This is a genomic window from Pseudoclavibacter sp. Z016 (assembly GCF_002931215.1).
Classification (GTDB): domain Bacteria; phylum Actinomycetota; class Actinomycetes; order Actinomycetales; family Microbacteriaceae; genus Pseudoclavibacter.
On record NZ_PSTU01000014.1, the window covers coordinates 21,886 to 36,503 of the forward strand.

Below are 14,618 nucleotides of genomic sequence, written 5' to 3' on the forward strand. Positions count from 1 at the left end.
CTGGAGGACCGGATATGGCCTGGAAGATGCCCGCCGAGACGGCACCGCACGATCGCACGTGGATGGCCTTCCCCCGCGAGGGGATCACGCTCGGCGACACGGCCGCGCAGCGCGAGGACGGCTACGCGGCCTGGACCGCGGTTGCGCACGCCGTGGCGCGCTTCGAACCCGTCACGATGGTCGTCGATCCCAGCGAGCTGCATCGCGCCCGCCGGATGCTCGGCGAGGAGATCGAGATCCTCGAGGCACCCCTCGACGAGTTCTGGATGCGCGACATCGGCCCGACCTTCGTCACCGACGACGAACGGCCCGGCGTCCTCGGCGCCGTCGACTGGATCTTCAACGGCTGGGGCGCGCCGGCGTGGGCCGAGTGGCAGAAGTCGGCGGGGATCGGCCGCTTCGTCGCAGAGGCTAGCGGTGCTGAGCTCGTGAGCTCGCTGCTCGTCAACGAGGGCGGCGGCATCCATGTCGACGGCGAGGGCACGCTGCTCGCGACGGAGACCGTGCAGCTCGATCCGCGACGCAACCCGCTCGCCGACAAGTCGCGCGTCGAAGCCGAGTTCGCGAGGACGCTCGGCGCGACGCACACCATCTGGCTGCCGCGGGGGCTCACCCGCGACTACGACGATTTCGGCACGAACGGGCACGTCGACATCGTCGCGACCTTCACCGCACCTGGCACGCTCCTCCTGCACGAGCAGCTCGACCCCGAGCATCCTGACCACGAGGTGGTCGCCGGCCTGCGCGAGCACCTCGCGGGCCAGCGGGATGCCGCGGGGCGCGAACTCGAGATCGTCGGCATCCCGGCGCCGAGCACGCTCCGCGATGAGGAGGGCTTCGTCGACTGGAGCTACGTCAACCACCTCGTCACGAACGATGGCGTCGTCGCGTGCGGCTTCGACGACGAGGCGGCGGATGCGCGGGCGCGCGAGGTGCTCGAGTCGGTCTACCCCGGCCGCACGGTCGTGTCGGTGGATGCCCGTGAGCTGTTCGCGCGCGGGGGCGGCATCCACTGCATCACCCAGCAGCAGCCCACGCTCGGGGGTGCACGGTGAGCTTCGACGTGGTCGAGGCGCCGATCGCGCAGCTGCGGGCCGCGCTCGAGGACGGGCGCGCGACGAGCGCCGGCCTGGTCGAGGCCTACCTGGCGAGGATCGCGGCCTACGACGCGAGCGGTCCGAAGCTCAACGCGGTCGTCGTCCAGAACCCGGATGCGCTCGAGGAGGCTCGCGCCTCGGACCGGCGCCGCGCGGCGGGGCGCCTGCTCGGCCCGCTCGACGGCATCCCCTACACGGCGAAGGACAGCTACCTCGTCGAGGGCCTGACCGCGGCGTCCGGGAGCCCCGCCTTCGCGGGCCTCGTCGCGCAGCGCGACGCGTTCACGATCGAGCGCCTCCGCGCCGGAGGTGCGATCTGCCTCGGGCTCACGAACATGCCGCCGATGGCGAATGGCGGCATGCAGCGCGGCGTGTACGGCCGCGCCGAGAGCCCGTACAACGCCGCGTTCCTGACGAGCGCGTTCGGCTCCGGCTCCTCGAACGGCTCGGGAACCGCGACGGCGGCGAGCTTCGCGGCGTTCGGTCTCGGCGAGGAGACGTGGTCGAGCGGTCGGGCCCCGGCTTCGAACAACGCGCTCTGCGCGTACACGCCATCACGGGGCGTGATCTCGGTGCGCGGCAACTGGCCGCTCGTCCCGACGATGGACGTCGTCGTCCCCCACGCCCGCTCCATGGCCGACCTGCTCGAGGTGCTCGACGTGGTGGTGGCCGACGATGCGCAGACGCGAGGCGACTTCTGGCGGGCGCAGCCGTGGGTGCGCATCCCTCCCGTCTCGGAGGTGCGTCCCGCCTCGTACGTCGCCCTCCTCCCGTCGAACCAGGCGGATGCGCGTGCCGGCCTCGCGAGCACCCGCATCGGCGTGCCCCGCATGTACATCAACGCCGACCCGGACGCGGGAACGTCGTTCGAGCCGGGTATCGGCGGTCCGACCGGCCAGAAGATCGACACGCGTCGATCCATCGTCGAGCTCTGGGAGGCGGCGCGGGCCGACCTCGAGGCGGCGGGCGCAACCGTCGTCGAGGTCGACTTCCCTGTCGTGTCGAACTACGAGGGCGACCGGCCGGGAGCTCCGAAGATCCACACGCGCGGGCTCGTCTCCCCCGAGTACCTCAAGCGCGAGATCGTCGACCTGTCGGCATGGGGATGGGAGGACTTCCTCGCGGCGAACGCCGACCCGCAGCTCAACTCCCTGACCCAGGTCGACGGCTCGCGCATCTTCCCGCACCCCGAGGGGGCACTCCCTGACCGCTACACGGGCTTCGACGACGACATCGCCACCTACCCGGACCACGTGCGCGAGCATCCGGTCGCCTCGTTCGCCGACATCCCGGAGCTCGCCGCCGGCGTGCGCGGCCTCGAGGAGACTCGGCGGGTCGACCTCGAGGAGTGGATGCTCGCCCAGCGCCTCGACGCTGTAGCCTTCCCGGCGGTGGCCGACGTGGGCCCAGCCGACATGGACGTCGACGTGGCCTCGGCCGACCTGGGCTGGCGCAACGGCGTGTGGGTCGCGAACGGGAACCTCGCCATCCGCCACCTGGGCATCCCCACCGTGACCGTGCCGATGGGCACGATGGCGGACATCGGGATGCCCGTGGGGCTCACCTTCGCGGGGAGGGCCTACGACGACACGGCGCTCCTCCGCCTCGCCGCGGCCTTCGAGGCGACGGGCGAGCGCCGCACGGAGCCGCCGCGCACGCCGCGGCTCTGACGTCTCGCCGCGCCTCGGTCCCGACAGAGTTGTGCCCCGGTGCTCCTCCCGAATCCGGGAGGCGCACCGGGCCACAACTTCGTGCGACTGGGTGGCGGCAGGGCGCGGCTCGCGCTCGCTACGCCTCGACCTTCTCGTCCTCGACGGCGTCGGCCTTCTTCACGACCAGCGTCTTGGCCTGATCGAACTCGGCATCGATCTCGGGGTCGCGCTTGTACGTGAGGAGGCTGACGACGACCGAGGCGATGAGGCTGACGACGACGCCAGGAACGATCTCGTAGAGGTCGGTCCCGAGGGCGGACCAGGCGAACACGGTGATCGTGCCCGCGACCATACCCGCGAGCGCTCCCCAGTTGGTGAGCTTGCGCCAGTAGAGGCTGAGGATGACGGCGGGGCCGAAGGCCGCGCCGAAGCCGGCCCAGGCGAAGCCGACGAGGCTGAGGATGGTGCCGGTCCGGTCGAAGGCCAGGACGCCCGCGACGACCGCGACGGCGAACACGCACGTGCGACCGAGGATCACGAGCTTCCGAGCGGAGGGCTGCCTCTTCGCGATGACCATGTACAGGTCCTCGACGAGCGCCGACGAGCACACGATGAGCTGGCTCGACATCGTGCTCATGATGGCGGCGAGGACAGCGGCGAGGATGAAGCCGCTCACGATGGGGTGGAACATGACCTGCGCCATGACCAGCGTGACCGCCTCGGGGTCGCTCAGCTCGATGCCGTTGCGCTGGATGTAGGCGACGCCCACGATTCCTGCCGTGACGGCTCCGACCATGGAGAGCGTCATCCAGGACATGCCGATTCGGCGTCCCGCCTTGGCCGAGCCCGGGTCGCGCATCGCCATGAACCGGACGATGATGTGCGGCTGGCCGAAGTAGCCGAGGCCCCAGGCGAGTGCCGAGACGATGGCGAGCGTGGTCACCCAGTCGAGTCCGTCGCCGGGGATGAGCCCCGTGTGCTCGATGCCGGACGCGACGATGGCCTCGGAGACGCCGCCGAAGCCCCCGAGAGTGAAGATGGCGACGACGGGGATCAGGACAAGCGCGAGCATCATCATGAGCCCCTGCACGACGTCGGTGAACGACGCCCCGAGGAACCCGCCGAAGAGGGTGTAGAGCAGCGTGACGCCCGTGACGAGGAGCATCCCGACCAGGTAGTCGCCGCCGAATGATCCCTCGAAGAACACGCCGCCGGCGACCATGCCGGACGAGATGTAGAAGGTGAAGAAGATGAGGATCACGACGCCGCTGACGATGCGGAGGAGGCGCGAGCGGTCGCGCAGGCGGTTCTCGAAGAAGCTCGGGATGGTGATGGAGTTCTTCGCCACCTCCGTGTAGGCGCGGAGGCGCGGGGCGACGAAGCGCCAGTTGAGGTAGGCGCCGATCGTGAGGCCGATGGCGATCCAGGCCTCGATGAGTCCGGAGATGTAGATGGCTCCGGGGAGTCCCATCATGAGCCAGCCGGACATGTCGGAGGCCCCGGCGCTGAGCGCCGCGGTGCCCGGGCTGAGGTTGCGGCCGCCGAGCATGTAATCCTCGTGGTCCTTGGTCTGGCGGAACGCGTAGAGCCCAATGCCCACCATCGCCGCGAAGTAGATCGCGAGGGCGATGAGCTGGAAGGTCAGATCGGACATCGGCATTGACTCCTTCTGGAAGCGACGCGTCGACCCCGGTGGATACGCGTCCTTTCCAGTGTTGCTGGCGTGATTGCGGACGAATAGCGAAGATAGTCGAAACGAACTCATCGATGAAATCGAAAGGTGGTGCAAGATGTGGGACCTCCGCCGCCTCCGCCTGCTGCGTGAGCTGCAGCTGCGTGGCACCATCACCGCCGTCGCGGCCTCGCTCAACTTCAGCGCGTCGACCGTCTCGCACCAGCTGGCACAGCTGCAGCGCGAGGTGGGCGTTCCCCTGCTCGTGCAGGATGGCAGGCGCGTGCGGCTGACGCCGCAGGGGGTGACACTCGCCGAGCACGCCGCGCGTGTGCTCGACCTGGAGACCCGCGCTCGCGATGAGCTCGCAGCGATGCGCACGGGCACCGAGCGGGTGCGGGTGGCCGCACTGGAATCCGTCGTCCGCGCGCTGCTCCCCCGGGCCCTGACGCTCCTGGAGCAGACCCGTCCGGACATCCGGGTCGAAGTGGACGCCGTCTCACCTGAGGAGGGGCTCTTCGAACTCGAGGCGCACCGGTACGACCTCGTGGTCGCCGAGGAGTATCCAGGCCACACCAGGCCCCACGCGGAGGGCATCGAGCGTGAGGTCCTCGGGTTCGACGCGATCTCGCTCGCGACCGCCGGAACGTCTGGAGCCACCTCGATCGCCGACTTCCGCGGTAGCCCCTGGGTGATGGAGCCCCCGGGCACCGCCGCGCGTGACTGGGCGGAGCAGCAGTGCAGGGCGGCGGGGTTCGAACCGGAAGTGCGGTACGTGGCCAGTGACCTGCACACGCACCTGCGCCTCATCGCCGCGGGTCACGCGGTTGGCCTCGTCTCCGAGCTCGTGGGTGCCGCATCTGGCGGCGGGCTGCGCTTCCTGGACCTCCCGGGGCGACCGCACCGGGACATCTTCACGGCGACGCGTGGCGCGCTCCGCGATCGGGACAGCGTGCGTCTCGTCAGGGATGCGCTTGGCACCGCGTTCTCGGAGCTCGTCGCGGCAGGCGCCGCGACGGAACCCGGCGTGCCGGACTGAGCCGACCATCCGGCCCCGCAATGCGGCGTTAGTGCTTCTCGACGCCAGGAGCTTCTGCGGTCGCGGCCGCCTTGGGCTTCTTCGGCAGGATGCGTCCGACGAGCAGCGTGATGCCGACGACGACCAGGCCGACGACGAGCCCGACGATGGCGGAGATGAGCGTGTCGACGAGCCAGACGACGACGGCACCGGCGTTCATGAGGGCATGCTCGATCTCGTGCAGCAGGTCTGCAGGCGCGTGCCAGCCGACCTCGCCGACGTTGATGATGACGAGGTGGCCGCCCACCCAGAGCATCGCGACGGTTCCGACGATGCTGATGACCCGGAAGACGGCGGGCATGGAGCGCACGATGCGCACGCCGAGGTGGCGGGTGCGGCGGTCGCGGCGGGTCGCCATGTGCAGGCCGACGTCGTCGATCTTGACGAGCAGCGCCACGGCGCCGTAGACGAGGGCCGTCATGGCGAGCGCGATGACGACGAGGGCCGCCAAGCGCATCCAGAACCCCAGCTCGGGGTCGAGGTTCGACAGCGAGATGAGCATGATCTCGGTCGAGAGGATCAGGTCGGTGCGCACCGCTCCCGAGACGAGCTTCTTCTCGTCACGCGGATGGTCCTCGTCGAGCGCGTGATGGTGGCCGAACCACTCGGTGACCTTCTCCGCGCCCTCGAAGCACAGGTACACGCCGCCGACGATGAGGAGGTAGGGCAGCACCCAGGGCGCGAAGGCCGTCAGCAGCAGGGCGATCGGGATGATGATCACGAACTTGTTGAAGAGGCTGCCCTTGGCGATGTTCCACACCACCGGCAGCTCCCGTGCTGGCGTGATGCCCTGCACGTACTGCGGCGTGACGGCGGCGTCGTCGATGACGACTCCCGCCGACTTCGCCGAGGCCTTCAGCGCAGCGGTGAGGATGTCGTCGACGACGGCGAGCAGTCCAACGGGCACGGTGTTCTCCTTGGTGTTCTGGTGCAGCGCGGAACGCGGCAGACAGAGCTTACCCGCGGTGTGCGAGAGCAGGGAGGTCAGGACGGATGCGCGTTCAGGCTTCTCGGGAGCTCCGGCGGGATCGCCGCGAGGAGCTGCTTCGTGTACTCCTCCTTCGGGGCGCCGAAGATCTCGTCGGCCGGGGCATGCTCGACGATTCGCCCGCGCTGCATGACGAGCACATCGTGGCTCATCTCCTCGACGATCGCGAGGTCGTGCGCGATGAAGAGGTAGCTGAGCGAGAGCTCGTCCTGCAGCCTGCGCAGCAGCTCGAGGACGCGGGACTGGATGGACACATCCAGAGACGCCGTCGACTCGTCGAGGATGACGATGTCGGGCTCGAGCGCGAGTGCCCTGGCGATCGAGACCCGCTGCCGCTGCCCGCCGGAGAGCTCGTGCGGATACCGGCCGATGAAGTCCCGGGGCAGCTCGACGAGGTCGAAGAGCTCGTCGATGCGCGCGGAACGCGAACCGCCAGCGGGGAGGCGGTGGACGCGCAGCGGCTCGGCGACCGACTGGCCGACGGACATGCGGGGGTCGAGCGAGGAGAACGGGTCCTGGAAGACCATCGCGATGCGGCGCCGCAGCTGGTTGTCGGCCTTGAGCACATCGAGGCCCTCGAGCGTCGCTGTGCCGCCCGTCGGCTTGACGAGGCCGGTGAGCGCGTTCGCGATGGTCGACTTCCCGGAGCCAGACTCGCCGACGATGCCGAGCGTCGTCCCCTGGCGCAGCTCGAACGAGACGCCGTCGACGGCGTGCACGTGGCTGCGGCCCTTGGGGGTCTGGATGGGGAAGCGCACGTCGAGCTCGGAGACCCGGAGGATCGTCGTCGCGTCCGGCCTCGCTGGGGTGGGCTTCGCCTTGCCGAGCCGGGGCCTCGCTGCGAGCAGCTCCCTGGTGTACGGATGCCGTGGCGCCGTGACGAGGTCGATGGCGCTGCGCCGTTCGACGGCCTCGCCGTGACGCATCACGAGCACCTCGTCCGCGACCTGCGAGATGACGCCCATGTCGTGGCTGATCCAGATGACGGCGGTGCCGTGCTCATGCTGGAGCGTGCGGACGAGATCGATGATCTGCGCCTGCGTGGTCACGTCGAGGGCGGTGGTCGGCTCGTCGGCGACGAGCAGGCCGGGGTCGCAGGAGAGCGCGATGGCGATCATGACGCGCTGCCGCTGCCCGCCGGAGAGCTCGTGCGGGTAGGCGTCGAAGCGAGCTTCGGGCTCTGGGATGCCGACGGATTCGAGGAGCTCGATGGCCTTCGTGCGCGCGGCGCGGCGCGAGAGGCGTCGGTGCGTCTCGAGCGACTCGGTCAGCTGCCGGCCGAGGGTGAGCAGCGGGTTGAGCGAGGTGCTCGGGTCCTGGAAGACGAAGCCGATCCCGTTGCCGTGCACGCTCCGCAGGGTTCGAGCGGATGCGCCGATCAGCTCGACCTGCCCGAGCTTCTGGTCGTTGAGCGTGCTGGTGCCCGTGACGCGGGCGCCTGGCGCGTCGAGGAGTCCGGTGGCGGCGAGGACGGTCATCGACTTCCCCGATCCGGACTCCCCCACGATGCCGAGCGTTCCGCCCGGCTCGATCGAGAAGTCGATCCCGCGGACGATGTCCTTGCGGCCGATGGAGACCCGCAGCTCGGCGACGCGGAGCGCTGGAGCGGTCATCGCTTCCTCCTTGACTCGATGAGGGTGCGCTGCTTGGGGTCGAGGACGTCGCGCATCCCGTCGCCGAGCAGGTTGAAGGAGAGCGCCGTGATGAAGATCGCGACGCCGGGGAAGAGGCTCATCCACCAGGCCTGGCTGATGAAGCCCTGCGCGGCGAAGAGCATGCCACCCCAGGAGGGGGCCGGCGGCTGGATGCCGAGGCCGAGGAAGGAGAGGGCCGATTCGGCGAGGATCGCGAAGGCCAGGGAGAGCGAGGTCTGCACGATGATCGGGCCGGTGATGTTGGGCAGCACGTGGCGGCCGAGGATGCTCGCCCATGGCGTGCCCATCGTGCGGGAGACCTGGACGTACGGCTCGACGCGGACCGAGAGCGTGCTCGCTCGGGCGACCCTCGCGAAGATGGGCGTGTAGACGATGCCGATCGCGAGCATGGTCGTCGCGAGGCCTGGCGCGAGGATCGCGACGATGGCGAGCGCGAGCAGCAGCACGGGGAACGCGAACATGACGTCGACGAGGCGCATGAGCACCGTGTCGAGGAGTCCGCCCGCGTAGCCGGAGATGACGCCGACCAGCACGCCGACGACGAACGCGAACGCGACGGACACGAACGCCACCTGCAGGGAGACGCCAGATGCGATCATCACGCGGCTCAGCACGTCCCGTCCGAGGTCGTCGGTGCCGAACCAGTGCGCGGCGCTCGGCGGCTGGAGCTGGTTCGCGACGTCGACGTCGTTGACGCCGTATGGCGCGATCCAGGGGCCGAGCAGGGCGACGAACACGACGATGAAGAGGAGCACCGCGCTGACGACCGTCACGGGGTTGCTGAGGAGGAGGCGCCAGGCGGCGACGCGGGTGCGTTCCTCCGGTGCGGGCGGGCCGGTTTCCGCCTGCCGCGTGGCTTCTGGGTTCTGTGCGGTCATGAGAGCCGGATCCTCGGGTCGACGAGCGCGTAGAGCACATCCACGATGAAGTTCACGGCGAGGAACATCACGGCGATGAGCAACACGGAGCCCTGGATGAGCGGGTAGTCGCGGGAGGAGACGGCGTCGTAGACGAGGCGTCCGAGCCCTGGCCAGGCGAAGACGACCTCGACGACGATGACGCCGCCGAGGATCGTGGCGAGCTGGATGCCGGCGATCGTGAGGACGGGCACGAGCGCGTTCCGGACGATGTGGCGCATCGTCACCGTCCACGCCGAGAGTCCCTTGGACTTCGCGGTGCGGACGTACCCCATGGACGCCACCTCGAGCACGGCCGAGCGGATGTAGCGGGTCATGATGGCGCCAGCGACGAGGCCGACGGTGAGGCCGGGCAGGAGCACGTGCCTGGCCCAATCGCCAGGGTCATCGCTGATCGACGAGTAGCCGCTCGAGGGGAGCCAGCCGAGCGTCGACGAGAACAGCCCGATGAGCAGCATGCCCATCCAGAAGTCCGGAATCGAGACGCCGAACTGGCTCGTGACGCGGATGACGCCGTCGCTCACGCGCCCTTCCCGCAGCGCCGACCAGATGCCGGCGGGCACGGAGATGAGGAGCGCGATCACGAGCCCGACGCCGGCCAGCGAGAGCGTCGCCGGCAGGCGCTCGAGCAGGGTCGTCGTCACGGCGTCGCCGTTGCGGAAGCTCACGCCGAGGTTGCCCGTGAGCGCGTTGCCGACGTAGGAGAAGAACTGCTCGAGGATGGGCCGGTCGAGGCCGGACGCCGCCCGGAGCGCGTCGTACGCCTCCTGCGTGTACCTCGTGCCGAGCGCCAGCCGAACTGGGTCGCCCGGCACGAAGTGCACGAGGGAGAAGACGACGACGAGCACTCCGAGCAGCACGATCGCCGAGTAGAGCAGGCGCCAGCCGAGGAACGCGGCGATGGAGCCGAACGACATTCTCATTGGGTTTTCCCCTCGTGGACCCTGTGTCCTGGGTTGTTGTCTTGCTGTGTTGCCGTCTCGCCCGGTTGCTGGGCGGGGCTGGCTACGGGGTCAGCGTGGCGTCGCGGAACCGCGTCGCCCGGTCAGCGCGCGCCTCGTAGTCGCCGAGGCTCGGGCTCCACACCTGGATCACCGACGGGTTGTACAGGTAGATGTAGCTGGCGTCGTCGGCGATGATCGTCGCGGCCTGCGCGTACAGCTCCTTGCGCGCAGCCTGGTCGGTCTCCGTGCGGGCCGAGTCGAGCAGCGCGTCGACCTCCGGGTTGGAGTACTTCTGGGCGTTGCTGCCGCCGTCGCTGTGGTGCTGCGAGTAGTAGAAGTCGTCCGGGTCGATGTTGCCGAGCCAGCCCATCATGAGCATGTCGAAGTTGCCGGAGTTCTGCTCGTCGAGCCAGGTCGAGAAGTCGGGCTGCCTGATCTCGACGGTGATGCCGAGCGGCTCGAGGTTGGATGCGATGATCTGCGCGGCCGTGACGGTCTCGGGGTACTCGCTCGTCGCGAGCAGGTCGAGCGTTCCGCCGGTGAAGCCGGCCTCGCTGAGGAGCCGCTTCGACTCCTCGATGTCGGTCGAGTACTTGTCGTATTCCGTGTACCAGATGCTGTCCTGCGGGATGGCGAGCTGGTTGGCCTCGGCGGTGCCGTAGCTGACCGCCTGCACGATGGCGTCGCGGTCGATGGCGTAGGCGATGGCCTGGCGCACGCGTGGGTCCTGCCACTGCTCCTTGCCCTCGTTGAGTGCCAGGTACCAGTAGTCGCTCGACGGGTTCTGCCCCAGCTCGATGGACTCGTCGCCGCTGAGTTCCTCGACCTGCTGGGCGGGGACGACGTCGGTCCACTGGATCTCACCGCTCTTGAGCGCCGCGAGCGCCGTCGAGGGCTCCGAGATGAACTGGAACTCGACGCCGCCGATGCTCGGGGCGCCGTCCCAGTAGTCGGGGTTGGCGGCGAGTTCGATGCGGTCGCCGCTCGTGTAGCTCGCGAGCGAGAAGGGGCCGGTGCCGACAGGCGCGTTCGCGATCTCGCCGGATTCGACGTTGGACTGCTCGACGATCGCCATGCCCTTGAACCCACCGAGGTTGGAAAGCAGGTTCGGGGTCGGCTGCGAGACGGTGATGACGACCGTCGAGTCGTCGGGCGCCTCGACGTTCGTGACGGCGTCGAACTTCCACGCGTTGGCGAGCTCTTCGTCGATGATGCGGTTGTACGAGTAGACGACGTCCTCGCTCGTGAAGTCGGAGCCGTCGTGGAAGGTGACGCCGTCGCGCAGCGTGAAGGTCCAGGTCAGCTGGTCGTCGCTGGTCTCCCAGGACTCCGCGAGCGCGGGCTGCATCTCGAGGTTCTCGTCGGGTTCGACGAGGGTGTCGTAGACGTTCTCGAGCACCTGGAACGAGAAGTAGGAGGACGTCTTGTGGGGGTCGAGCTGGTCGGGTTCCCCGCCGATGGCCGCGTGGAGCACTTCGCCTTCGACGGCGTCTCCGCCACCGAGGTCGACGCTCTCGCCGGCCGAGCATCCGCTCAAGACGAGGAGCGCGCCGATGGCCGCGGCTCCGATCCCTGCACTTCGTCGTTGCATGATGCACTCCACTTCGTTCATTTTCGTGAATGTTTCATCAGTATGTGGCACGCTTGGGCGAGGTACAAGGCCGCAGGGCGGCCGAAACAGGATCGTCACAAACGATTCCAGTGCCCGGGGTTCCCCCTCGAGGCGCGCTGCTGAGACGAGGACGAGCATGACCTTCACACTGCTGGCACGCGATCGCACGGCGGGCCTCCTCGGCGCCGTGACCGCAAGCCGATCCCTCGCGGTGGGCAACGCCGTGCTCGCCATCGATCCGACCGTGGGGGTCGTCGCCAGCCAGGCGTGGACCAACAGAGCCCTGCGCGGCCGCATGCTCGACGCCCTGGCGGCCGGCGAATCGCCCGACGCCGTCGTCGGCCGCATCGCCGAATGGGACGAGGCTCCCCAATACCGACAGACGGCGGCACTCGACCTGAGCGGACGCACGGGCGCGTGGGTGGGCGACCTCACGAGCCCCTGGACGGGGCAGCGCCACGGCGCAGGCTACGTGACCGTCGGCAACCTGCTCACCGGGCCAGAAGTGCTCGACGCCATCGCCGACTCCTTCGAGCGCAGCGCCCCGGAACCCGGGTCCCCCGAACACGAGCAGACGACCGCGATCGCCGTGTTCGCGAGACGACTGCTCGTCGCGCTGCACGCCGGCCAGAGCGCAGGCGGGGACGCGCGAGGCCGGCAGAGCGCCGCGATCCTCGTCGCCACCAGGCAGGAACGTCGCATCCACCCGCCGGAGCTCGCGGTCGACCTGCGCGTCGACGACCACACCCACCCGGTCGACGAGCTCGACCGCCTGCTCGAGCTGCGCATCCACGACCTTCATGAGGCGCTGGTCTCGAGCTCGTCCGTCGACGCCGAGCCGGAGAGCTCCCGCAGGGGCGAGGGCTCGACGCAGGCCTAGCGCTCGAAGGGGCTCACGGCTCCGATCACGACCGTCTCGCCGTCGTGCTCGTTCGACCACCAGTGGGCGGTCGAGCATGCGTAGGTCGCGGTGTCCCCCGCCTCGAGGACAACCCGCTCCTCGCCGTGCACCACCATGAGGCGACCCGAGAGCACGGTGACGCTCTCCGTTCCGATATGCCGGAACGGGCGGCCCGCGTTCGTGAAGCGCGGCGGCAGCACGGACCGGATGAGCTGCAGCGTCGACTCGCTGCGGGGCGTCAGCAGCTCACGGACCGCGCGCTCGTCCTCCGGGACATCGGTGGGAGTCGGCAATCGCAGCCGTCGGTCGTGGGTGACCACGGCGAAGTCGGGTGCCGGCGGTTCCAGGAGCTGCGTGATGGGCACGCCGAGCGCGGTCGCCAGTCGCTGGATCGAGCCGAGCGACGGATTGCCGATGCCGCGCTCGAGCTGGCTGATGAGCCCGAGGCTCACCCCCGCCTGCTTCGCGAGCGCGTGCACGGAGAGGTCGAGGCGCTTGCGGCCGGCACGGACCGCGAGCCCGAGCGAGGTGACCGCGAACTGCTCTTCGTCCTCGGATCCTCGCGGGTCTGCCATGCCGCGAGTCTACCGACGCAGCTTGCCTAGGCTGGGTGCATGCGTGATCGTGCGGTTCCCAATCTCCCCTCGAGGCACTTCGATGCGACGCAGCTGAACCTCATCGGAGCATCGTGAGCAACCGCCCCATCGCCCAGCTGCCAGGTGCCGCCCGGATGCTCTGCCTCAGCCGCCGCAGCGGCGAGCTCTGCACGCGTCGCGCGGGCCACGCCGGCCTCCACAACCGGACGGGGTCGAGCATCCTCTGGAGCGATATCGACGCGGACGCACCCCGGTGCCCGGCGAGTGGGTCGGCCGCGGTTCCGGCGCCGAGACTCCCGGACGGCTACCCCAACGGCCGAGCTCTGTGCGGCGTCTGCTTCGCATTCGTCACGCTCGACGACGGTGCCCTGTCGGCACACGACTCGTGGCGCGGCGATGAGTCACGCGAAGAGGCCGACCGACGCCGAGAGTGGATGAACACACACGGCTGGTGAGCCTCGCACGGTGCGGGCGCGCAGTCCCCTCGCCTCCATCGCGGACCCACCGACTGGCTAGGATCTCGTGACGGGCCGAGCAACACCCAGAGGCGGCCCCGCCCCGACTCCCCTGATCCCCGATGACTTGGAGCGCGCCCATGAGCGGCCGAAGCGAAGACCCCTCAACGTCGACGTCGATCTCCCCCTGGAAGCGCTTCTGGGAGCGCGGCGGCTGGTGGAAGGCGACCCTGCTCGTCGTCGTCTATTACGCGCTCTACCAGCTCGGGGGCTTCCTCTTCGTGCCCTTCAGGGGCGACCCGGCACCCGGTTCCGCCTCCGCGCTGCTCTTCGACTACATCCTGCCGATCGCGTTCGGCGGTGCGCTGCTCGTCGCCTTCGCGCTCTCGCTGGGCTGGCTGCGCGAGCTGTTCGCGCGGCAGCCGATCAACGGCAGGGGGTGGATGTGGATCGGCGTCGCCGTCGTCCTGGTCTTCAACGTGCTCCGCTTCGCGTCGCTCGACTACGCGGCGGCCGGGCTCGATGTCGTCGCGGCCTGGCTGGTCGCCGGCCTCTGCATCGGCTTCGCCGAGGAGGTGCTGACACGCGGCTACGTCGTGAATCTCATGCGCAAGGCCGGCCACTCGGAGCTCGCGACCGCGCTCGTCTCGGCCGCGCTGTTCGCCGGACTGCACTCGGGGAACCTGCTCGGCGGGCAGAGCCTCCTGGCAACGGGCATCCAGGTCGTCTACACGTTCGCGTTCGGCATCTGCATGTACCTCACGCTGCGGGTCACGGGCCACCTCATCTGGCCGATCCTCCTGCACGCGAGCACCGACCCGAGCATCTTCCTGCTGACCACGCACCCGGGGGACGGACCCCTTGCGACGTTCGCCGGATTCGGGAACATCCCGGTCATCCTCTTCGGCCTCGTGGCGATCATCTTCATCCGCGGACGAGTCACTCCGCCCGCGGTTCCGGGACTGCCTGAAGGCGCGCCACGCGACTGACGGCGCGCACCCTCGTCGCGAGCTGAAGTCAAGGGGTCTGGATACTCCAGGGGCACCTGCGA

General features: G+C 69.4%; 13 protein-coding genes. 6 read left to right on the forward strand and 7 right to left on the reverse strand.

The genetic code is table 11. The features are described 5' to 3' along the window. The first annotated feature begins 14 nt into the window (after positions 1-14). Together C5B99_RS13265 and C5B99_RS13270 are read left to right on the forward strand one after the other, a co-directional pair. Positions 15-1,055 (forward strand): agmatine/peptidylarginine deiminase, encoded by a 1,041-nt coding sequence (locus C5B99_RS13265; RefSeq protein WP_104242853.1) that lies wholly within the window; start codon positions 15-17, stop codon positions 1,053-1,055. Then, the gene (locus tag C5B99_RS13270; RefSeq protein WP_104242855.1) at positions 1,052-2,767 is read left to right on the forward strand and encodes an amidase; all 1,716 of its coding nucleotides are present in this window, start codon (positions 1,052-1,054) and stop codon (positions 2,765-2,767) included. The genes C5B99_RS13265 and C5B99_RS13270 overlap by 4 nt, the downstream gene beginning before the upstream one ends. Before the next feature lie 118 nt (positions 2,768-2,885). Here C5B99_RS13270 and putP read toward each other — a convergent pair whose 3' ends face one another. After that, entirely contained in the window at positions 2,886-4,403 is a 1,518-nt protein-coding gene (gene putP, locus C5B99_RS13275; protein WP_104242857.1) for a sodium/proline symporter PutP, read from the reverse strand. Positions 4,404-4,539: 136 nt separating this feature from the next. Between putP and C5B99_RS13280 the strand changes: the two genes are divergently transcribed. Further along, positions 4,540-5,460, forward strand: a complete 921-nt coding sequence (locus tag C5B99_RS13280) for a LysR substrate-binding domain-containing protein (protein ID WP_104242859.1) — start codon at positions 4,540-4,542, stop codon at positions 5,458-5,460. 28 nt (positions 5,461-5,488) lie between these two features. Here the strand turns inward: C5B99_RS13280 and C5B99_RS13285 are convergent, their stop codons facing one another. The 5 genes from C5B99_RS13285 to C5B99_RS13305 all read right to left on the reverse strand — a co-directional run bounded on the left by C5B99_RS13285 (position 5,489) and on the right by C5B99_RS13305 (position 11,594). After that, positions 5,489-6,406, reverse strand: coding sequence for a DUF808 domain-containing protein (locus C5B99_RS13285; protein WP_104242861.1), 918 nt, complete (start codon positions 6,404-6,406; stop codon positions 5,489-5,491). Positions 6,407-6,483: 77 nt separating this feature from the next. Then, positions 6,484-8,100, reverse strand: a complete 1,617-nt coding sequence (locus tag C5B99_RS13290) for an ABC transporter ATP-binding protein (protein ID WP_104242862.1) — start codon at positions 8,098-8,100, stop codon at positions 6,484-6,486. Continuing rightward, positions 8,097-9,020: an ABC transporter permease gene (locus C5B99_RS13295; protein WP_104242864.1), complete on the reverse strand. Its 924-nt coding sequence runs from the start codon at positions 9,018-9,020 to the stop codon at positions 8,097-8,099. The genes C5B99_RS13290 and C5B99_RS13295 overlap by 4 nt, the downstream gene beginning before the upstream one ends. Beyond that, positions 9,017-9,982: an ABC transporter permease gene (locus tag C5B99_RS13300; protein WP_104242866.1), complete on the reverse strand. Its 966-nt coding sequence runs from the start codon at positions 9,980-9,982 to the stop codon at positions 9,017-9,019. Before C5B99_RS13300 ends, C5B99_RS13295 begins: the two co-directional genes overlap by 4 nt. Positions 9,983-10,064: 82 nt before the next feature. Beyond that, complete coding sequence (locus tag C5B99_RS13305) at positions 10,065-11,594, reverse strand: ABC transporter substrate-binding protein (RefSeq protein WP_104242935.1); 1,530 nt, start codon at positions 11,592-11,594, stop codon at positions 10,065-10,067. 157 nt (positions 11,595-11,751) lie between these two features. Here C5B99_RS13305 and C5B99_RS13310 point away from each other — a divergent pair, with 157 nt between their 5' ends. After that, positions 11,752-12,495 carry a DUF1028 domain-containing protein gene (locus tag C5B99_RS13310; RefSeq protein WP_104242868.1) on the forward strand — a complete coding sequence of 248 codons (744 nt, stop codon included), beginning with the start codon at positions 11,752-11,754 and terminating at the stop codon, positions 12,493-12,495. Here the strand turns inward: C5B99_RS13310 and C5B99_RS13315 are convergent. Further along, positions 12,492-13,091, reverse strand: a complete 600-nt coding sequence (locus tag C5B99_RS13315) for a helix-turn-helix domain-containing protein (RefSeq protein WP_104242870.1) — start codon at positions 13,089-13,091, stop codon at positions 12,492-12,494. The genes C5B99_RS13310 and C5B99_RS13315 overlap by 4 nt on opposite strands. Positions 13,092-13,204: 113 nt before the next feature. On the opposite strand from C5B99_RS13315, the gene C5B99_RS13320 reads away from it, so the two are divergent. Both C5B99_RS13320 and C5B99_RS13325 read left to right on the forward strand, forming a co-directional pair. Continuing rightward, positions 13,205-13,567: a hypothetical protein gene (locus tag C5B99_RS13320; protein WP_258063343.1), complete on the forward strand. Its 363-nt coding sequence runs from the start codon at positions 13,205-13,207 to the stop codon at positions 13,565-13,567. 140 nt (positions 13,568-13,707) lie between these two features. Next, positions 13,708-14,556, forward strand: coding sequence for a CPBP family intramembrane glutamic endopeptidase (locus tag C5B99_RS13325; RefSeq protein WP_104242872.1), 849 nt, complete (start codon positions 13,708-13,710; stop codon positions 14,554-14,556). Positions 14,557-14,618 lie beyond the last annotated feature (62 nt).